Annotated in this window: 21 protein-coding genes; 12 read left to right on the top strand and 9 right to left on the bottom strand. The window is 57.7% G+C overall.

Translation table 11 applies throughout. The annotated features are described in order from the left end of the window. Nucleotides 1–16: 16 nt before the first annotated feature. Together HEQ18_RS00390 and hrcA are read right to left on the bottom strand one after the other, a co-directional pair. On the bottom strand, nt 17–592 hold the full coding sequence (locus tag HEQ18_RS00390; protein ID WP_432815079.1) for a nucleotide exchange factor GrpE: 576 nt from the start codon (nt 590–592) through the stop codon (nt 17–19). Between the two features lie 101 nt (nt 593–693). After that, nucleotides 694–1,740: a heat-inducible transcriptional repressor HrcA gene (gene hrcA, locus HEQ18_RS00385; protein ID WP_432816015.1), complete on the bottom strand. Its 1,047-nt coding sequence runs from the start codon at nt 1,738–1,740 to the stop codon at nt 694–696. A gap of 118 nt (nt 1,741–1,858) precedes the next feature. Here hrcA and rph point away from each other — a divergent pair, with 118 nt between their 5' ends. The 4 genes from rph (at nt 1,859) to HEQ18_RS00365 (ending at nt 5,527) form a co-directional block, all read left to right on the top strand. Next, the gene (gene rph / locus HEQ18_RS00380) at nt 1,859–2,572 is read left to right on the top strand and encodes a ribonuclease PH (RefSeq protein ID WP_432815078.1); all 714 of its coding nucleotides are present in this window, start codon (nt 1,859–1,861) and stop codon (nt 2,570–2,572) included. 130 nt (nt 2,573–2,702) lie between these two features. Next, nucleotides 2,703–3,329 carry an RdgB/HAM1 family non-canonical purine NTP pyrophosphatase gene (gene rdgB / locus HEQ18_RS00375; protein WP_397605313.1) on the top strand — a complete coding sequence of 209 codons (627 nt, stop codon included), beginning with the start codon at nt 2,703–2,705 and terminating at the stop codon, nt 3,327–3,329. A gap of 124 nt (nt 3,330–3,453) precedes the next feature. Continuing rightward, nucleotides 3,454–4,626 (top strand): radical SAM family heme chaperone HemW, encoded by a 1,173-nt coding sequence (gene hemW, locus HEQ18_RS00370; protein ID WP_432815077.1) that lies wholly within the window; start codon nt 3,454–3,456, stop codon nt 4,624–4,626. Between the two features lie 4 nt (nt 4,627–4,630). Further along, nucleotides 4,631–5,527, top strand: a complete 897-nt coding sequence (locus tag HEQ18_RS00365; RefSeq protein ID WP_432815076.1) for a tyrosine recombinase XerC — start codon at nt 4,631–4,633, stop codon at nt 5,525–5,527. Here HEQ18_RS00365 and HEQ18_RS00360 read toward each other — a convergent pair. From HEQ18_RS00360 to rsmI, 4 genes are read right to left on the bottom strand one after another with little or no spacing between them, the layout of a single operon-like run. Then, nucleotides 5,484–6,128, bottom strand: coding sequence for a DedA family protein (locus HEQ18_RS00360; protein WP_397605316.1), 645 nt, complete (start codon nt 6,126–6,128; stop codon nt 5,484–5,486). The two genes, HEQ18_RS00365 and HEQ18_RS00360, sit on opposite strands and share 44 nt — an antisense overlap. Then, nucleotides 6,128–7,090 (bottom strand): glutathione synthase, encoded by a 963-nt coding sequence (gshB, locus tag HEQ18_RS00355; RefSeq protein WP_397605317.1) that lies wholly within the window; start codon nt 7,088–7,090, stop codon nt 6,128–6,130. Before gshB ends, HEQ18_RS00360 begins: the two co-directional genes overlap by 1 nt. Before the next feature lie 11 nt (nt 7,091–7,101). Next, complete coding sequence (locus tag HEQ18_RS00350; protein ID WP_432815075.1) at nt 7,102–7,452, bottom strand: YraN family protein; 351 nt, start codon at nt 7,450–7,452, stop codon at nt 7,102–7,104. Further along, nucleotides 7,449–8,279, bottom strand: a complete 831-nt coding sequence (gene rsmI / locus HEQ18_RS00345; protein ID WP_432815074.1) for a 16S rRNA (cytidine(1402)-2'-O)-methyltransferase — start codon at nt 8,277–8,279, stop codon at nt 7,449–7,451. The genes HEQ18_RS00350 and rsmI overlap by 4 nt, the downstream gene beginning before the upstream one ends. Before the next feature lie 33 nt (nt 8,280–8,312). Here rsmI and HEQ18_RS00340 point away from each other — a divergent pair, with 33 nt between their 5' ends. After that, entirely contained in the window at nt 8,313–9,476 is a 1,164-nt protein-coding gene (locus HEQ18_RS00340) for a penicillin-binding protein activator (RefSeq protein WP_432815073.1), read from the top strand. A 38-nt stretch (nt 9,477–9,514) separates the two neighbouring features. Here the strand turns inward: HEQ18_RS00340 and def are convergent, their stop codons facing one another. Then, nucleotides 9,515–10,072: a peptide deformylase gene (gene def, locus HEQ18_RS00335; RefSeq protein WP_397605321.1), complete on the bottom strand. Its 558-nt coding sequence runs from the start codon at nt 10,070–10,072 to the stop codon at nt 9,515–9,517. A 31-nt stretch (nt 10,073–10,103) separates the two neighbouring features. After that, entirely contained in the window at nt 10,104–10,700 is a 597-nt protein-coding gene (recR, locus tag HEQ18_RS00330; protein ID WP_397605322.1) for a recombination mediator RecR, read from the bottom strand. A gap of 42 nt (nt 10,701–10,742) precedes the next feature. Between recR and fmt the strand changes: the two genes are divergently transcribed. Beyond that, the gene (gene fmt / locus HEQ18_RS00325) at nt 10,743–11,648 is read left to right on the top strand and encodes a methionyl-tRNA formyltransferase (protein WP_432815072.1); all 906 of its coding nucleotides are present in this window, start codon (nt 10,743–10,745) and stop codon (nt 11,646–11,648) included. A 286-nt stretch (nt 11,649–11,934) separates the two neighbouring features. Next, the gene (truA, locus tag HEQ18_RS00320; protein WP_432815071.1) at nt 11,935–12,675 is read left to right on the top strand and encodes a tRNA pseudouridine(38-40) synthase TruA; all 741 of its coding nucleotides are present in this window, start codon (nt 11,935–11,937) and stop codon (nt 12,673–12,675) included. On the opposite strand, the gene HEQ18_RS00315 is transcribed toward truA, so the two are convergent. Next, complete coding sequence (locus HEQ18_RS00315; protein WP_432815070.1) at nt 12,672–12,761, bottom strand: hypothetical protein; 90 nt, start codon at nt 12,759–12,761, stop codon at nt 12,672–12,674. The two genes, truA and HEQ18_RS00315, sit on opposite strands and share 4 nt — an antisense overlap. Before the next feature lie 295 nt (nt 12,762–13,056). Here HEQ18_RS00315 and HEQ18_RS00310 point away from each other — a divergent pair, with 295 nt between their 5' ends. From HEQ18_RS00310 to HEQ18_RS00290, 5 genes are all read left to right on the top strand, one after another. Next, a complete protein-coding gene (locus HEQ18_RS00310) occupies nt 13,057–13,623 on the top strand; it encodes a F0F1 ATP synthase subunit delta (protein ID WP_432815069.1) in 567 nt (188 codons plus the stop codon). A 35-nt stretch (nt 13,624–13,658) separates the two neighbouring features. After that, nucleotides 13,659–15,188: a F0F1 ATP synthase subunit alpha gene (gene atpA / locus HEQ18_RS00305; RefSeq protein ID WP_432815068.1), complete on the top strand. Its 1,530-nt coding sequence runs from the start codon at nt 13,659–13,661 to the stop codon at nt 15,186–15,188. Between the two features lie 119 nt (nt 15,189–15,307). Continuing rightward, nucleotides 15,308–16,189 carry a F0F1 ATP synthase subunit gamma gene (locus HEQ18_RS00300; RefSeq protein WP_432815067.1) on the top strand — a complete coding sequence of 294 codons (882 nt, stop codon included), beginning with the start codon at nt 15,308–15,310 and terminating at the stop codon, nt 16,187–16,189. 61 nt (nt 16,190–16,250) lie between these two features. Then, entirely contained in the window at nt 16,251–17,828 is a 1,578-nt protein-coding gene (gene atpD / locus HEQ18_RS00295) for a F0F1 ATP synthase subunit beta (RefSeq protein WP_432815066.1), read from the top strand. A 198-nt stretch (nt 17,829–18,026) separates the two neighbouring features. Beyond that, entirely contained in the window at nt 18,027–18,287 is a 261-nt protein-coding gene (locus HEQ18_RS00290; protein ID WP_395614718.1) for an ATP synthase F1 subunit epsilon, read from the top strand. Nucleotides 18,288–18,292 lie beyond the last annotated feature (5 nt).

Below are 18,292 nucleotides of genomic sequence, written 5' to 3'. Positions count from 1 at the left end.
TCAGAAGTGGGCGGACTTAGTCCGCCGCCTTTGCCACCCCAACCAAAGCAGGGCGCAGCAAGCGGTCCTTGATCATATACCCCGCCTGCATTTCGGCGACAATGATGCCGGGTGCGACATCGGCGCTTGGAATCTCAACCATCGCCTGATGCTGATTAGGGTCCAGCGGCATGCCCATGGCGGCAATGCGGGTAATGCCGTTTTTGGCAAAGACGCTGTCCAACTCGCGGCCCGTTGCCTCAAGGCCGATGACGAGCGGTTTCATCGCGTCGCTCTCGCGCATTTCAGACGGAATTGCTTCCAATGCACGCGAAAGATTGTCGGACACGGACAGCACATCGCGGGCAAAACCCGTAGCGGCATAAGCGCGGGCATCCTGCGCCTCTTTCTCCATACGGCGACGCACATTTTGCGTTTCGGCCTGCGCGTATAAAACATCCTGCTGTGCAGCGGCGAGCGCCTCTTCCAGCGCCGAAATCTGTGTATCGGCAGCGTCGGTTGCTTCTGGCGTATCGTCTTTCATATGCTCTGGCACGCCCTCAAGTTCTTGTTCTACGGCAGGATCGGCTGCGGCGGATTTCTTCTTTGTCATAAACCTGATTAACCCAATTACGTTGCGACTGCATGGTCGTTTGTTGCGTCTCGCATATAGAAAGCAATTTTATTTCATCAACCCGCGCATCATTTATATGTTCACGGCCTAATTAAACGGCTCAGCGCTTGCGCGGTAAAATCCACCATCGGCACAATGCGTGCATAATTCAGGCGGGTCGGGCCAATGACGCCAATGACGCCAACCACCTTGCCCCCTGCCTCCCGATAAGGCGCGGCGATCACCGACGATCCCGAAAGCGAGAAAAGATTATTTTCCGAACCGATGAAGATCCGCGTCGATTGTGCCTCACGCGCACTGTCGACCAGCCGCGCGATTTCCTCTTTGCTCTCTAGCTCATCCAACAATTGCCGGACGCGGTCGAGGTCGGCGGCGGCGGCTTCGTCGATCAGGTTCGACTGCCCACGCACGATGAGCACTGGCCGGTCATTGGCATCGAGCGACCAAATCGCCAGCCCGTCGCGCACCAGTTTTTGGCTGGCGACATCAAGCTCCGCCTTTTCGGCCCGAATTTCGCTGTCGAGGCGCTCGAGCGCTTCGGACAGCGTTAACCCCGAAAGGCGCGCCGTGATATAGTTTGCGGCCTCCGATAACATGGTTTCGCTGATTGCCGGGTCAATCGACACCAGCCGGTTTTCAACGCTGTTGTCGGACCCGACCATGATCGCGAGCACTTGTAACGGAGACAGGCGCGCAAAGCTAAATGCCTTCAGGACCGCGTCACGCTTTGGCACAAGCACGATACCGGCGCAGGCAGACAGGCCCGACAGTACCGAAGTTGCGGCGACCAGCGCCTCTTCAATCGGCCCCTCGCCCCGGATTTGCGATTCAATCGCGCGCTGTTCCTCAACAGATGGCACCGCCGATTGCATCATGCCGTCCACAAACAGGCGCAGGCCGCTTTCGGTTGGCACCCGCCCGGCGCTTGTGTGCGGTGATGCGAGATAGCCCGCTTCCTCCAAATCCTGCATGACATTGCGGATCGAGGCTGGCGATAGGTTTAACCCTGCAAATTTGGAGACTGTCCGCGATCCCACGGGCGCGCCATTGTCCAGATAGCTTTCCACCACCATCCGGAAAATCACGCGTGTCCGGTCATTCAATTCATGGATGGGTGTTTGGCTCACCGCGACAGTGTAGCGCACCGCGCACTTGCAAAGCAAGCGGGGCAGTCTAAGGCCGTGAACGCATAACTATCACTTTCACGGCCTACTGCGGGCGGCAACTTATTATCAGGAGATTATCATGCGTCCTTCCGGCCGTGCGCCAGACGAAATGCGCGCCATTTCGATTGAAACCCATTTCACCAAACATGCCGAAGGTAGCTGCCTCATCGGTTTTGGCGACACCCGTGTGCTAGTGACCGCCAGCGTCGAAGATCGTATTCCGCCATGGTTACGCGGCAAGGGTGAAGGCTGGGTCACGGCGGAATATTCGATGCTGCCCCGCGCCACGCATACGCGCAGCCAGCGCGAAGCAGCCAAGGGCAAGCAATCGGGCCGGACTCAGGAAATTCAGCGTCTTATCGGCCGTTCGTTACGCTCGGTCGTGGATTTGAAGAAGCTGGGCGAAAACCAAATCACCATCGATTGCGACGTGTTGCAAGCCGATGGCGGCACACGCACCGCCGCGATTTCCGGCGCTTGGGTTGCCTTGCGGCTTGCCGTCAATGGCCTGCTGGCGTCGGGCGCGATTAAGGATGATCCCATTAGCGGCCGGGTTGCTGCGGTAAGCTGCGGAATCTTCAAAGGCAAGCCTGTGTTGGACCTTGATTATATAGAAGATTCCGACGCAGATGCCGATGCGAATTTCGTCCTGATCGAAGGTGGCCAGATTGCCGAAGTGCAAGCCACCGCCGAAGGCGCGACCTATGACGAAGAAGGCCTGCTGCGCCTGCTCCGCCTCGCGCGGATGGGAACAGACCGGATTTTCGCCGCGCAGTCCGACGCGGTTAAATAGGAAGTCTTAGGGTCAGGACCACTTAAATTCTGTGTCATTCCCGCGAAAGCGGGAACCCATGGCCGAACGGTTAGGCCATGGATCCCCGATCAAGTCGGGGATGACACTATGGCTTGAGGCGACGTTTCATATGAATCACCGCAAACTCGAACCCGGCAGGCTGGTCATCGCCAGCCATAATGCGGGCAAGGTCCGGGAAATCCGTGCCTTGCTTGCGCCTTTTGGGATCGAACCGGTATCGGCAGGCGAACTTGGCCTGCCTGAACCTGACGAAACCGGCACCAGCTTTGCCGAAAATGCTTTGCTCAAGGCCCATGCGTCGGCGCAAGGTTCCGGCCTTCCCGCGCTGGCCGATGACAGCGGCCTATGCGTTGCCGCCTTAGACGGTGCCCCGGGGGTCTACACGGCCGACTGGGCGGAAACGCAAATGTTCGAAGGCGGGCCGGGGCGTGACTGGTATATGGCGATGGGCAAGGTTGAGGGCAAGCTGGCCGAACTTGGCCCCGACACCGACCGGAGCGCGTATTTCGTCTGCACTTTGGCGCTGGCATGGCCCGACGGGTATCAGGAAATTTTCGAAGGCCGTGTGCAGGGCAGCCTGACGTGGCCGCCACGTGGGTTGCTTGGCTTTGGTTATGACCCTGTGTTCGTGCCTGAGGGACGCTGCGAGACCTTTGCCGAACTTGATCCACAAGAAAAACACGCCATGAGCCACCGGGCGGACGCATTCCGCAAATTGGTTGCGGCGGTGTTTTGAACGAGCCCGCGCGCCCATGCACCGCAGCCCTGAGCCGTCAGTGCGACAGCGCTGACGAAAGTCGAAGGGTGCTTTTCAGTATAGCATCTTGGCTCAGGGCTACGGTCTTTGTTGGCTGATGACGATGACACGCCAATTGCAGCCACCCCTCGCCCTTTACATCCATTGGCCATTTTGCGTTTCAAAATGCCCTTATTGTGATTTCAATAGCCATGTCCGCGACACGGTGGACGATGCGGCGTGGTGCGCGGCATTGCTGGCGGACATGGCCTATGAGGCGGGACGCACGGCGGATCGTAAGCTGACCTCCATCTTCTTTGGCGGGGGCACGCCGTCGTTGATGCCGCCGTCCACCGTTGCCGCGCTGATTGACGCGGCGCAGCGGCATTGGGGCTTTGCTGACAACATCGAAATCACTTTGGAAGCCAATCCGTCTTCGGTGGAGGCGGCGCGCTTTGCTGACCTCGCAGCAGCAGGCGTCAACCGCGTATCGCTTGGGCTTCAGTCACTGGATGATGCCGCGCTGGCATTTTTGGGGCGCGCGCATTCGGTGGCGGAAAGTTTAGACGCGCTGGCCATTGCACAACGTCATTTTAGTCGCGTCAACATCGACCTGATTTACGCGCGACCTGATCAAACCGCCGACCAGTGGGGGGCTGAGCTGCAACGCGCCCTTTCGTTCGGCACCGATCATATGTCGCTGTATCAGCTTACTATTGAACCAGGCACGCGATTTGAAACATTGGTGCGCACGGGCCATTTTATTCCCGCCGACGATGACGATGCCGCGACATTGTATGAATTGACCGGACAGATGACATCCGCCGCAGGCATAGCGGCCTATGAAATCAGTAACCATGCGCGTGCGGCCAGCGAAAGCCGCCATAATTTAAGCTATTGGCGCTATGATGATTATATCGGCATTGGCCCCGGCGCACATGGGCGGCGGCTTCACGCCGCAACACAGCGTCATAAAAAGCCGGAGAATTTTTTGTCCGCCGTCGAACGTAATACGCATGGCATTAGCAGCGAAGATCATCTCGATGCGTCAACGCGCGCCACCGAAAGCTTGCTGATGGGATTGCGGCTGGCGGAAGGGATTGACCTTGGCCGCCTGTCGCAACGCACGGGCATCGCTGCCGCCGACTTGCTCGACATCGATGCAGTCGACAAAATCGCGCAGCTTGGCCTTATCGTGCGCGTTGGAGATCATGTCACAGTCACACCGCAAGGCATGCCATTGCTTGATGCCATCCTGCCGCAAATAGTAAATATTGAGGCGGATGTCGCAGCCTGATAGCATGACATTTATGCCGTCCTTGCTCACCGAATATCTCGCGTTCCTGACCGACAACCGCCGGATGTCATCGCATAGCGTGCGCGCCTATTACGCGACGGCGGATCGGCTGACCGGATTCCTGCAAAGCCATTGGGGCGGCGAAGTTACCCGCGTGACGCTGCAGAAGATTTCATCGGCAGACATGCGCGCATTTTTGGCCGACCGGCGCGGCGATGGCCTTACTAATCGTTCCACGGCGCGGGAACTGTCCGCAGCGCGACATTTCTTACGCTTTGCCTTGGGCGATGATGTGGCTTTGCCTGTGATGAAGGGACCGCGTGTGCAGCGCAGTCTTCCGCGCCCGGTGAACCCTGATGATGTTCTGGCACTGGCCGATGACGTCGCCGAAAATGCAAAGGATATTTGGATCGGCGCGCGCGATTGGGCGCTGCTTTTGTTGCTCTATGGCAGCGGCCTACGCGTGAGCGAAGCGACCGGCCTGATGGGCGACATATTGCCGCTGGGCAGCACGTTGCGGGTCACAGGCAAGCGCAACAAGACGCGCATCGTGCCCTTGCTGGAGATAGTCCGGACCGCCATCCAAGAATATCTCGCGCTCTGCCCTTATACCGCCGGTGCCGATCAGCCATTGTTTCGCGGCGCACAAGGCGGGCCATTATCGCCCGCATTGGTTCGCCGCGCGGTTAAGGGCGCACGCACGCGATTGGGCTTGTCCGACCGGACAACGCCGCACGCGCTGCGCCACAGCTTTGCCACGCATTTGCTGGCCGGCGGGGCGGACTTGCGTAGCTTGCAGGAACTATTGGGCCATGCCAGCCTGTCGTCGACTCAGGTTTATACCGCTGTCGATACCGCTATGCTTTTGGATGAGTATCAGAACGCACATCCTCGGGCTTAGGCACGGGCTTAGCTTTCCACCGCAGTAATCGCCAAACATAGGTCAGGACGATGCCTGCGATCACTAAGGTCGAAACTGGCCCAAGCCATTTTTCCACATCGTCGAACTGCGATCCCAGAAAATAGCCCGCACATGCCAAGGCCGAGGTCCATCCGGCGGTGCCAATCGTCGAAAATATCATGAAACGCCGAAACGTCATGCCGAACAAGCCAGCGGGTATCGAAATCAGCGACCGTAATGTGGGCAACATCCGCGCGACCAATACGATGATCGAACCATGCTTGCGAAACAGACTTTGGCCGTGCTCAACCTCATCCCAATCGAGCGTCAACCAACGGCTGTAGCGGTCGATGAAGACATGCATCCGCGCCTCACCAAATTTGACCGCTACCCAATACCATATCCAGTTGCCGAGCATCGCGCCTGCCGTGCCAGCCGCAATTGTCCCTGCAAGGTTCATCGTCCCGCGCGCCGATGATACACCAGCCACGGTCATGATGACTTCGGACGGTATCGGCGGGAATATCGTTTCGAGCAGCATCAACAACGCGACACCCCAATAATGGCCCCATTCGACCAAGCGAATGATCCAGTCTTCCATTATTTCTGCCCCCACAATTTATGTTCAATAACGTCGAGAATGCGCGATGGTGTGTCCGTGCCATTAAAACGATCAATGGCGACGATTCCCGTCGGCGAGGTCACGTTTATCTCGGTCAGCCACTGCCCACCGATGACATCAATGCCCACGTATATCAGGCCAAGCTTCTTCAAACGCGGCCCCATGGCCAGGCATATCTCAAGCTCACGGCTGGTAAGCTGCGTCCACTCCGCGCTGCCGCCAACGGCCAGGTTGGATCGGAACTCGCCTTCGCCCGGACGGCGGTTGATCGCGCCAGTCACTTCGCCGTCAATCATGACGATACGTTTGTCGCCCAGCGCCACATCGGGCAGGAATGGCTGCACCATATGCGGTTCCGGCCAAGTATTGTTGAACACCTCAAACAAGGCACCCAGATTGCTTCCGTCGGCGTCAATGCGGAAAATGGCTTTGCCACCATTGCCATGCAGCGGCTTTACAACAACCGCGCCATGTATTTTTTGGAAGTCGCGCACTTCGTCTGCTGAACGGGTGATGATTGTCGGCGGCATATATTGCCGATAATCGAGCACCATCACTTTTTCGGGCGCGTTGCGGACGCTGACGGGGTTGTTGACCACCAAAGTTTCATGGGCGATGCGTTCAAGCAAATGGGTGGCGGTGATGTAGCCGACGTGAAAAGGCGGGTCCTGCCGCATCAACACCACGTCGATGTCAGCGCCTAAATCAATCTTCTGCGGCGCGCCAAAACGATAATGCGCGCCTTCGACCCGTTGCAGGTCATGCACCGGATGCGCCCAAGCCATCAGCCGATCATTGGCATCCAGCGTCAAGGAACCAACATCATAATGCCAGATATCATAACCGCGCGTTTGCCCTGCCAACATCAGCGCAAAGCTGGAATCGCCAATGATGTTGATGCCGTCCATCGGGTCCATCTGGACCGCCATTTTGATTGTCATTTCGCGAGTTCCTATCCGTGCCAGACATTTGGCAAATGGTTGGGCCATCGCCATGGCGCAACCATAATTACATCAATCTGCATATTTTCGCATTCTTTGCCATATTTGGGGAGCAGAATTTCTGCGGCAGCGGCCACACGGCGCAACCGACTGGCATCAATCGCCGTAGCAAGGTCAACGGCTTTTGTCCGTGCCTTTACCTCGACAAAGGCGATGCTCTTTCCGCGCCGTGCGATTAAGTCCACCTCACCACGCGTGGTTTTCACGCGCGTGCCCACAATGCGCCATCCTTTCAGCCGCAGGAACCAAGCGGCGATAGCCTCCCCGCGCCGTCCGCGTTGTTCGGCGGCAAGGCGGTTCATTTCGCCTTCAACTCGGTAGCGCGCGCATAAACCGCATTGCGCTCTAGGCCAAAGCGCTTGGCAATCGCGCCCGCTGCCTTGGCGGCTGACATAGTTTCCAGCGCCTCTTGCAACGCCGCATCGACATCCCCCGTCTCGGTCGCCACGTCGCCGGCAGGCGGGGCAATTATCAGGACGATTTCGCCTTTCGGTTCCTGTGCGGCATAGCGCGCCGCCAGTTCTGCCGCCGTTCCGGTGACAACCTCTTCAAACTTTTTGGTCAGTTCGCGGGCCACGGCAACTTCGCGGTCGCCATAAGTGTCGGCGATGGCGGCCAAGCTTGCGGCCAGACGCGGACCAGCTTCGTAAAAAACCAATGTCGCCCTGACCTGCCCCAGCTCGGTCAATGTCTCGACCCGCGCTTTGGCTTTATTGGGCAGGAACCCTGCAAACAAGAAACGGTCTGTTGGCAGGCCACAGATCGACAAAGCCGCCGTCACGGCACTTGCGCCCGGAATGGTGAACACCGGCACGCCGGCGTCACGTGCGGCGCGGACAAGCTTATATCCGGGGTCGGAGATTAATGGCGTGCCAGCGTCCGACACCAAGGCGACAACACCGTCCCGCGCCGCAGCGACCAAGGACTCGCGCTCAATATCCCCGCTATGGTCGTTGTAGCGCCGCATTTTCTTTTTAATGCCAAGGTGATGCAACAATTTTCCCGTGACGCGGCTGTCCTCAACCGCGACGATTTCTGCGTTTTTCAGAAGGTCGATTGCCCTTTGTGATATATCTGCAAGGTTGCCGATGGGGGTCGCAACGACATATAAGCCTGATTCGAAAGTCATCGGAATATGCAGCTTCTTCCCAAGGAACCCAAAATGAGTTCATCCATTGCCGTAACGGGCGCGCAGCCGCAAGCTTTAGCAGGCCCAATCTCAAAGCTGTTGCTATTGACGTCGCTTATCTTGCTGGCGGCATGTAACACAGTTCCGCGCAGCAAAGCCCCACCAACGGTAGTTGCTGAGCCATCGGACGGGATGCACCGCGTTGCCCTTTTGTTGCCCGTAACCGGTCCAGATGCAGACGTGGGGCAGTCGATTGCCAATGCGACGGCACTGGCGCTTGCAGATACCAAAGTAACCAACATCCGCATGGTTACGTATGACACCGGCCTTGGTGTGGCCGCCGCGACACAGCGCGCGATTGCGGATGGAAATAAGGTCATCTTGGGCCCGCTGCGCGGTGACAATGTGGTTGAGGTCGCAGAAATTGCGCGTCCATCGGGCGTGCCCATCATCAGCTTCTCCAACGATGTGGGCGTTGCCGGACAGAATGTGTTCTTGCTTGGCCATTTGCCGAACCAATCGATTGAACGCGTGGTGCTTTATGCCAAGTCACAAGGCATAAACCGCTTTGCCGCTGTCGTTTCATCGAATGTCTACGGACAACGTGCGCAATCGAACATAACGACAGCCGTAAGGGCTGCCGGCGGCATATTATTGGGTATTCAGGAATCAAATGGTACCGCCGCGTCTGCCGATGCCGCCGCCCGTCGTCTGGCACAGATGGGCCCGATTGATGCCATATTGGTTGCCGACAGCGGGCGGGCTGCGATGGCAATTGTGCCTGCGCTGCGCCGCAGCGGGCTTCGCACGGCCAAAATCTTGGGCACCGATTTGTGGAATATCGACGGCACGCTTGCGGGTAGTTCGCCCATGTATGGCGCCTGGTTCGCAAGTGTATCGGACACGCTCTACACCCAATATGCCACCAAATATCGCGCCCGTTTTGGCAAAGCACCATTGCGTCTATCGAGCCTGGGCTATGACTCGGTGCTGCTGGTGGCCCGCGTCGCCCGCGACTGGCGTCCGGGCACACGCTTTCCCATAGGACAACTGACCGATCCTCAGGGTTTCATCGGCGTTGACGGCGCGTTCCGCTTCAACCCTAATGGAATGACCGACCGTATGCTTGAGGTGCAGGAAATCCAGGCGGGCAAGTTTGTAACGGTTAGCGCAGCCCCGTCACAGTTCGCAAAATAACGACATCCCGTCTTGGGTGGGGCGCTGTATTTACCGCATCAGTGGCGGCAATCGGGGCCATGCACATGACCGCCGCCCATTTTGCGGGCCTTTTCGATCTTCTTCAACACCATCTGACGCTTTAGCCGCGACAGATGGTCGATGAACAATATGCCTTCCAGATGGTCCATTTCATGCTGTAGACATGTCGCCATCAGGCCAGTCATGGTCTCTTCATGCAGCTTACCATCCAGGTCCTGCCAGCGCGCCCGGATTTGGGCGGGGCGCTCGACCTCGGCATATTGGTCGGGGACCGACAAGCAACCTTCATTATACAGGCTATGTTCGTCGGACGGGTCCAGGATTTCGGGGTTCACAAAAACGCGCGGGTTGCGAATAGGCGCGTCGCCCTCCATTGCATCTTCCTGCAAGTCGATAACCAACAGGCGCTTTGGCACACCCACTTGAATGGCGGCCAAGCCAATGCCGGGCGCGTCATACATCGTCTCGATCATGTCATTGACGAGCGTTTTTAAATCATCACCAAAACTCTCGACAGGCTTCGAGATGGTTTTCAGCCGCGGGTCAGGCACTTCAAGAATAGGTAATATAGCCATGGGTCGCAAATAGGGACGGTCTTTGGATAAATCAACCGACGGGTCGTCGCGCACGCAATGCTTGCGCCAAAGTGCCATCGTCGAGATAATCAAGTTCCCCGCCCACTGGCACACCATGCGCCAATTGGGTCAGGCGAATAGGGAATTGTTCCAGCCGTTCGGCCAGATAATGCGCCGTGGTCTGCCCCTCAAGCGTTGCGTTCATCGCCAGCACCACCTCATCAATGCCACCGTGGGCAATGCGGCTAACCAATCCGTCTATTTTGAGGTCCTCTGGCCGAACACCATCAAGCGCGGACAAACGACCGCCCAGAACATGATATTTCCCGGGAAACAGACGCGAACGGTCCAACGCCCATAGGTCGGATACATCCTCGACCACACAGATGGACCGGATGTCGCGGCGCGGATCGATGCAAATGCCGCATGGGTTGCCTGTGTCGATATTGCCGCAGGTGTCACACACTACCAGCCTTTGTTCGACCTGCTCCAACGCGCGTAAAAGCGGCTGCAAGACGCTCTCGCGCTTTTTCATCAGGTGCAGAACGACGCGGCGCGCCGACCGTGGGCCAAGCCCCGGCAGTTTCGACAATGCTTGCGCGAGTGCGTCTATTTCTTGCGATGCCATGCGCCGGGTCTTAGGGGGCTTTTGAACAAAGGAAAAGTGACGATGCGTCTTGCCTTCATGGGAACTCCCGAATTTGCCGTGCCGACGCTCGATGCGTTGGTAGCCGCCGGGCATGATGTGGTCGCAGTTTATACGCAGCCGCCGCGCCCTGCCAATCGCGGCAAGAAACTTACCCCGTCCGCCGTGCAACAACGCGCTGAGGAACTGGGTCTGCTCGTTCGATGCCCTTTGTCGCTGCGTCAGGAGGATGCACAGGCTGATTTTGCTGCACTGGGCCTCGATGTTGCCATCGTCGCTGCTTATGGCCTCATATTGCCGCCTGCGGTCTTGGAAGCGCCTGCGCATGGTTGCCTGAATGTCCATGGATCATTGCTGCCCCGCTGGCGGGGAGCCGCGCCGGTGCAGCGGGCGATATTGGCGGGTGACGCCAATAGTGGCGTCATGGTCATGCAGATGGAGGCCGGACTGGATACTGGCCCCGTCCGCGCGACGACGGAAATCGAAATCGGGCACCAGACGACGGGCCAGCTTACTATGGAGCTGGCGGAGCTTGGGGCGGAGCTAATGGTCCGGGTTTTGGCCGATTTGGGGGCATTTCCCTGCGTGGCGCAGCCGCAAGAAGGCGTCACCTACGCCGCCAAGATCGACAAGGCGGAAACGAAGCTAGATTTTTCCCTGTCCGCTGCCGCGGTCGAACGCCAAATCCGTGCTTTCAACCCCACGCCGGGCGCATGGTTCGCATTTGACGGCGACCGCTACCGCGTTTTGGCGGCAGACATAGTCGCAGCCCACGGCGCGACAGGCGAGATTATCGACGACCAACTCACCATCGCCTGCGGCATTAACGCCATCCGCCCAACGCGCATCCAACGCGCAGGCAAGCCTGTTATGCCCACCGCCGACTTGCTGCGCGGCAAGGCGATTCCAGTCGGAACGACCCTGTCATGACTATTCTCACCCCAAACATCGCCATTCGTCGCCCCAACGCAGGTTGGGGTCTATCACGCCTATCGATCAAGCGCGGTGTATTGCGGCACGGCACCATAGGCTCCAGCCTGCGCAGGAGCGACGGTATGTGTGGGGAGGGCGATTTGCCTCTTACCCCTTCGGTCTGTGTGGCACGATGGATGCTGAAACAAGTTCAACATGACGCAGGGAGAAGCATTGCTCTGCGACCTATGCGCCTCTGCGTGAATCCAAATCCCCGTCGCCCCAACATATATGCTACCCTGACATGACTCGCTTCGCGCTTACCATCGAATTTGACGGCGGCCCGTATATGGGCTGGCAATGGCAGGACCATGGCCCCTCGGTCCAAGGCGCGATCGAAGAGGCGATATTCAAAACCACTGGCGAAAAAACTTTGGTCTACAGCGCGGGCCGCACCGACGCTGGTGTCCATGCGCTCGCCATGCGCGCGCATGTTGATGTGGAAAAAGGCCTATCCGCCTTCCGCTTGATGGAGGCCATAAACGCGCATTTGCGCCCGCACCCCATCGCGATACTGGCATGCGAAGAAGTCGCCGACGACTGGCATGCGCGCTATAGCTGCATTGGCCGGGCGTATGAATATCGCATCCTCAACCGCCGTGCCTCGCTAACGCTGGAAAAGGGTCGCGTCTGGCGCGTCGGACCGGAATTGGATGCCGATGCAATGCATAACGCCGCGCAGATACTTGTCGGCCTGCATGATTTCACCACCTTCCGCTCCACCGCTTGCCAATCCGCCAGCCCCGTCAAAACGCTCGACCGCCTCAATGTGCGGCGGGAGGGGCGGCATGTGATTATCGAGGCAGCGGCCTTGTCCTTCTTGCACCATCAAGTGCGCTCCATGGTCGGATGCCTTGTCGCCGTCGGACTTGGCCGCTGGACAGCGGCAGACTTGAAAGCTGCGCTCGATGCCGCCGACCGATCAGCTCTGGCCGAAAATGCACCACCCGAAGGGCTCTATTTTGTCCGGGCGCTTTATCCTTAAAAAATGGGTACTGGCCTACACTTAAAACAGACCGCCCTGCCCGCTTTAGAGCGAATAACGCGGTGGCAGGGAATGAGCGCCGACACAGGGTTCGCACCATTGGCCGAACCCGCCGTATCGTCATCCTAGCCCTCACACCCGCCCTGTCGTCATCCTGAACTTGTTTCAGGATGACGAAGGCACGAAATTCAGGATAATGGGCTCTGCAGGTCGTGGTAAAGAGCATCGAAAGCGCCATATCACGATTCCTGTTGCACAAGCGACAATCGCCATCTTGCATCGCAACAAAACCCCTGCTAGGCGCGGCCCGACGCCAAAGAGGGGGCAACTCCTTGGTGCGCTCGGTAAGTTTTTCAGTCTCACATTTTAGGAATTCGACGCGTGGATAATTCCGGCGGCACAAGCGCTAATATTCAGGCCAGTCTTGCTGGCCGTTACGCGACGGCATTGTTTGAACTGGCCCGCGACGCAAAGGCGATTGATGCCGTTGAAAAGAGCATGCGCGCGATGGCCCAAGCCGTGACCGAATCGGCTGAACTAAAAGCACTCACCAGCAATCCTGTACTCAGCCGTATTGATGCGAAGAAAGCCATTGCCGCTGTTGCAAAAGCAATGAAGCTGGATGCCCTGACCGCCAAGACATTGGGCGTGCTCGCTGACAATCGTCGCTTGAACGAAACTGCCTCCGTTGCCCGCGCGTTTTCAACGCTTGCTGCGGCACATCGCGGCGAAGTCACTGCCGAAGTTACCTCCGCTCATGCATTGAGCGGGGCGCAGACCAAGGCATTATTGGCCACACTTACAAAACGCGTCGGCAGTAATGTCGCCATCCAGACCAAAGTCGATCCGTCGCTTCTTGGCGGGCTTACCGTAAAAATCGGCAGCCAGATGATCGACAATTCGATTAAAACCCGTTTGAACACCCTCGCTAACCAGATGAAAGGCTGACGGCATCCGCCGTCGGTGAAAGGCTAAGTAGCAACATGGATATCCGCGCCGCAGAAATTTCCAAGGTCATTAAGGACCAGATCGCCAATTTCGGCACCGAAGCACAGGTTTCGGAAGTCGGCAGCGTCTTGTCGGTTGGTGACGGCATCGCCCGTATTCATGGCCTCGACAATGTCCAGGCTGGTGAAATGGTCGAATTCTCCAATGGTATTCAGGGCATGGCGCTGAACCTGGAAGCGGACAATGTTGGTGTTGTTATTTTCGGGTCAGACAGCGAAATCCGTGAAGGTGACGTTGTAAAGCGCACCGGCACGATTGTGGACGTTCCTGTCGGCAAGGAATTGCTTGGCCGCGTTGTTGACGGCCTTGGCAACCCCATCGATGGCAAGGGCCCATTGAAGACCACGCAACGCAGCCGCGTTGAAGTCAAAGCGCCCGGCATCATCCCGCGCCAATCGGTTTCGGAGCCTGTACAAACTGGCCTCAAGGCGCTTGACGCCCTCGTGCCCGTTGGCCGTGGCCAGCGCGAATTGATCATCGGCGACCGTCAGACGGGTAAGACCGCTGTTGCCATCGACACCTTCATCAACCAGAAGGAAGTCAACAAGGGCACCGACGAATCGAAGAAGCTATACTGCATCTACGTTGCTGTGGGTCAGAAGCGTTCAACCGTGGCGCAGATCGTCCGCGCGTTGGAAGAACAAGGCGCGATGGAATATTCCATCGTCGTTGCCGCAACCGCTTCCGAGCCTGCACCGCTGCAATATCTCGCGCCTTACACCGGCGTTGCGATGGGCGAATTTTTCCGCGACAACGGCATGCACGCCGTGATCGTATATGATGATTTGTCAAAGCAAGCCGTGGCCTATCGCCAAATGTCCTTGCTGCTGCGTCGTCCTCCGGGCCGTGAAGCCTATCCCGGTGACGTTTTCTATCTGCACAGCCGCTTGCTGGAGCGCGCCGCGAAGATGTCCGACGCCAATGGCGGTGGTTCATTGACGGCATTGCCGATCATCGAAACGCAGGCTGGCGACGTTTCGGCCTATATCCCAACCAACGTGATTTCGATCACCGATGGTCAGATCTTCCTCGAAACCGACCTGTTCTTCCAAGGCATCCGTCCTGCGATTAACGTGGGTCTGTCGGTGAGCCGCGTTGGTTCGGCGGCACAGACAAAGGCGATGAAGAAGGTATCGGGTTCGATCAAGCTTGAGCTTGCACAATATCGCGAAATGGCGGCGTTCGCGCAGTTCGGTTCCGACCTTGATGCCTCGACGCAAAAGCTTTTGAACCGTGGCGCACGTTTGACCGAATTGTTGAAGCAAAAGCAATTCTCACCGCTTCCGTTTGAAGAGCAAACCGCGTCGATCTTTGCCGGCACCAACGGTTATCTCGATGGCATTCCTGTCACCGACGTGACCCGTTACGAAGAATCAATGCTTGCCGACTTGCGCGCCAACCATGCGAGCATCCTGAAGACGATCCGCGACAGCCGCGACTTCAGCGACGACAGCAAGAAAGCGCTGATGGCGGCACTGGATACATTCACGAAGAATTTTGCGTAACCTATTTTAACCGTCACCCCCGCGCAGGCGGGGGGCCAGCCCCTGAGCCCTTGGTTCAGGCCTATAGTTCAGGAGTTGGATTCCCGCCTACGCGGGAATGACGAAAGTGAGGAAGTTAGATGGCGTCTCTGAAGGCCCTCAAAATGCGGATCAACTCGGTCAAGTCGACCCAGAAGATCACTAAGGCGATGAAAATGGTCGCCGCTGCGAAGTTGCGTCGGGCGACCGAAGCGGCCGAAGCATCGCGCCCTTATGCCGAGCGGCTTGAGGCAGTGGTGTCGAGCATCGCGTCCAAGGTTTCTGTTGGCCCACAATCGCCAAAGCTGCTTGCAGGCTCAGGCAAGAGCGACGTGCATCTGTTTGTTGTCGCGACCAGCGACAAGGGCCTTGCCGGCGCGTTTAACACCAATATCGTCCGCCTCGCCCGCCGTCAGGCAGAGGCGTTGAAGGCCGAGGGCAAGACCGTCAAATTCTACACCATCGGGAAAAAGGGCCGCGATCAGTTGAGCCGCACGTTCCGTGGCGATATCATCCACAGCATTGAACCGGGCGATCTGGGCAAGCTGACCTTTGCCGATGTGCAAGCTTGGGGCGAAGATCTGACCGCGCGTTTTGAAGCCGGGGATTTTGACATCGCGCATTTGTTCTTCAGCAAGTTTGAAAATGTGCTGACGCAAACGCCAACGCAGATCCAGTTGATGCCCGTTGCAGTAAGCGCGGACGAAAGCGACACGGTCGGCTTGTCCGCAACAGTGGAATATGAACCCGACGAAGAAGAAATTCTCGCCGAATTGCTGCCACGTAACGTGGCGGTTCAATTGTTGCGCGCAAACCGCGAAAATGCGGCGTCGGAGCAAGGTTCGAAAATGACAGCCATGGACAACGCAACGCGCAACGCGGGCGACATGATCAACAAGCTGACCATTCAATATAACCGCACGCGTCAAGCAGCGATTACCACGGAATTAATCGAAATTATTGCTGGTGCGGAAGCATTGTAGCAACAGAATAAACGCAGGCGCAGAAGCGCTTTAACGACATCCAAAGGCAAGGAAGAAGCAAATGGCAACCGCCCCGAAGAAGACCGCCGCTCCAAAGGCCGCAGCACCCGCCGCAGCCGCCAAAAAGGCACCTGTGAAAAAGGCCGCTGCAACCAAGGCCTCCGCCCCTAAGGCAGGTTCCGGCCAGACCGCCATCAACGTTGCTGGCGCAACTGGCCGTATCAGCCAGATCATCGGCGCTGTTGTCGATGTCACCTTCACTGGCCAATTGCCATCGATTTTGTCGGCGCTTGAAACCGACAATAATGGCAACCGCTTGGTCCTTGAAGTGGCGCAGCATTTGGGCGAAAACACCGTCCGCACCATCGCGATGGACGCGACCGAAGGCCTGACCCGTGGTCAGCCAGTCCGCGACACCGGCGCGCAGATTTCTGTGCCCGTTGGCCCAATGACGCTTGGCCGCATCATGAACGTGATTGGTGAGCCCATTGACGAGCGCGGCCCTGTTGGCGCGGCAAAGTCCAACCCGATCCACGCAGAAGCGCCCTTGTTCACTGACCAGTCGACCGAAGCCGAAATCCTCGTCACCGGGATCAAGGTCATCGACCTGCTTGCGCCTTATGCAAAGGGCGGCAAGATCGGCCTGTTCGGCGGCGCCGGCGTTGGCAAGACCGTTCTTATTCAGGAACTGATCAACAACATCGCAAAGGGCCATGGTGGCGTTTCGGTGTTTGCTGGCGTGGGTGAGCGCACCCGCGAAGGGAACGATCTGTATCACGAATTCCTCGACGCCGGCGTTATCGCCAAGGACGCCGACGGCAACCCAACCCCAGAAGGTTCAAAGGTTGCGTTGGTCTTCGGTCAGATGAACGAGCCTCCCGGTGCCCGTGCCCGCGTTGCGCTTTCGGGCCTGACCATGGCGGAATATTTCCGCGATGAAGAAGGCCAGGACGTATTGTTCTTCGTAGACAACATCTTCCGCTTCACGCAGGCCGGTTCCGAAGTGTCCGCGCTTCTCGGCCGTATCCCATCGGCTGTGGGCTATCAGCCAACTTTGGCAACCGACATGGGCCAGTTGCAGGAACGCATCACCTCAACCACCAAGGGTTCGATTACCTCGGTTCAGGCGATTTACGTTCCCGCAGATGACTTGACCGACCCTGCACCAGCAACGTCATTTGCCCACTTGGATGCAACGACCACGCTAAACCGCGCAATTTCGGAGCTTGGCATTTACCCCGCCGTTGACCCGCTTGACTCGGTTAGCCGCGTTTTGACACCAGCCGTTGTTGGCCAGGAGCATTATGACACCGCCCGCCGCGTTCAGGAAACGCTGCAAAAATATAAGTCACTGCAAGACATCATTGCGATTTTGGGCATGGACGAATTGTCCGAAGACGACAAATTGACCGTAACCCGCGCACGTAAAATCCAACGCTTCCTGTCGCAGCCATTCCATGTTGCCGAAGTCTTCACCGGCATTTCCGGTAAGTTTGTTCAGGTCGAAGACACCGTGAAATCGTTCAAGGCAGTCGTCGATGGCGAATATGACCATCTTCCCGAATCCGCTTTCTACATGGTCGGCGGAATCGAAGAAGCGGTTGCCAAAGCAGCCAAAATGGCTGCGGAAGCGGCGTAAGCATTTACCTTCTCCTTTTGGGAGAAGGATACGAAGCCTTAGCTGTGTAGCAGCTTAGGCGAAGTTGGATGAGGGGTTCAGCCCTGACGATTGGGCACTCCCCCTCACCCAGCTACGACTAACCGCCTTCGCGAAAGCTACGGCGCTAAGTCTTCACAACCCTCTCCCAAAGGAGAGGGGAAGGTTGGGAAAAGACTGATGCCATTACACTTCGAACTCGTAACCCCTGAGAAGCTCTACCGCTCGGACGATGTCTATATGGTTGTCGTTCCGGGCACTGAGGGCGATTTCGGCGTGTTGGAGGGCCATAGCCCGATGATGAGCACGCTGCGCAACGACGCCGCGCTGGAGATTTACAAGACGCAAGGCGCAACGCCGGAGCGCCTGATGATCGCAGGTGGTTTTGCCGAGGTGAACGCAGGCGGCCTGACGGTTCTCGCAGAGCGCGTCGAAGCGTAAGCTTC

The organism is Sphingorhabdus sp., from assembly GCF_050921905.1.
GTDB lineage: Bacteria > Pseudomonadota > Alphaproteobacteria > Sphingomonadales > Sphingomonadaceae > Sphingorhabdus_B.
Note: the sequence above shows the minus strand (reverse complement) of the source record. Positions and strands in the feature narration are given on the sequence as shown.

What these genes read in the sequence shown, in the direction of transcription:
- HEQ18_RS00300 (WP_432815067.1), top strand. Translation starts at nt 15,308, where the DNA reads ATGGCGTCTCTGAAGGCCCTCAAAATGCGGATCAACTCGGTCAAGTCG.
- atpA (WP_432815068.1), top strand. Translation starts at nt 13,659, where the DNA reads ATGGATATCCGCGCCGCAGAAATTTCCAAGGTCATTAAGGACCAGATC.
- HEQ18_RS00390 (WP_432815079.1), bottom strand. Translation starts at nt 592, where the DNA reads ATGACAAAGAAGAAATCCGCCGCAGCCGATCCTGCCGTAGAACAAGAA.
- HEQ18_RS00290 (WP_395614718.1), top strand. Translation starts at nt 18,027, where the DNA reads ATGCCATTACACTTCGAACTCGTAACCCCTGAGAAGCTCTACCGCTCG.
- HEQ18_RS00340 (WP_432815073.1), top strand. Translation starts at nt 8,313, where the DNA reads ATGAGTTCATCCATTGCCGTAACGGGCGCGCAGCCGCAAGCTTTAGCA.
- fmt (WP_432815072.1), top strand. Translation starts at nt 10,743, where the DNA reads ATGCGTCTTGCCTTCATGGGAACTCCCGAATTTGCCGTGCCGACGCTC.
- truA (WP_432815071.1), top strand. Translation starts at nt 11,935, where the DNA reads ATGACTCGCTTCGCGCTTACCATCGAATTTGACGGCGGCCCGTATATG.
- rdgB (WP_397605313.1), top strand. Translation starts at nt 2,703, where the DNA reads ATGAATCACCGCAAACTCGAACCCGGCAGGCTGGTCATCGCCAGCCAT.
- recR (WP_397605322.1), bottom strand. Translation starts at nt 10,700, where the DNA reads ATGGCATCGCAAGAAATAGACGCACTCGCGCAAGCATTGTCGAAACTG.
- HEQ18_RS00360 (WP_397605316.1), bottom strand. Translation starts at nt 6,128, where the DNA reads ATGGAAGACTGGATCATTCGCTTGGTCGAATGGGGCCATTATTGGGGT.
- atpD (WP_432815066.1), top strand. Translation starts at nt 16,251, where the DNA reads ATGGCAACCGCCCCGAAGAAGACCGCCGCTCCAAAGGCCGCAGCACCC.
- gshB (WP_397605317.1), bottom strand. Translation starts at nt 7,090, where the DNA reads ATGACAATCAAAATGGCGGTCCAGATGGACCCGATGGACGGCATCAAC.
- rph (WP_432815078.1), top strand. Translation starts at nt 1,859, where the DNA reads ATGCGTCCTTCCGGCCGTGCGCCAGACGAAATGCGCGCCATTTCGATT.
- rsmI (WP_432815074.1), bottom strand. Translation starts at nt 8,279, where the DNA reads ATGACTTTCGAATCAGGCTTATATGTCGTTGCGACCCCCATCGGCAAC.
- HEQ18_RS00350 (WP_432815075.1), bottom strand. Translation starts at nt 7,452, where the DNA reads ATGAACCGCCTTGCCGCCGAACAACGCGGACGGCGCGGGGAGGCTATC.
- HEQ18_RS00365 (WP_432815076.1), top strand. Translation starts at nt 4,631, where the DNA reads ATGACATTTATGCCGTCCTTGCTCACCGAATATCTCGCGTTCCTGACC.
- def (WP_397605321.1), bottom strand. Translation starts at nt 10,072, where the DNA reads ATGGCTATATTACCTATTCTTGAAGTGCCTGACCCGCGGCTGAAAACC.
- hemW (WP_432815077.1), top strand. Translation starts at nt 3,454, where the DNA reads ATGACACGCCAATTGCAGCCACCCCTCGCCCTTTACATCCATTGGCCA.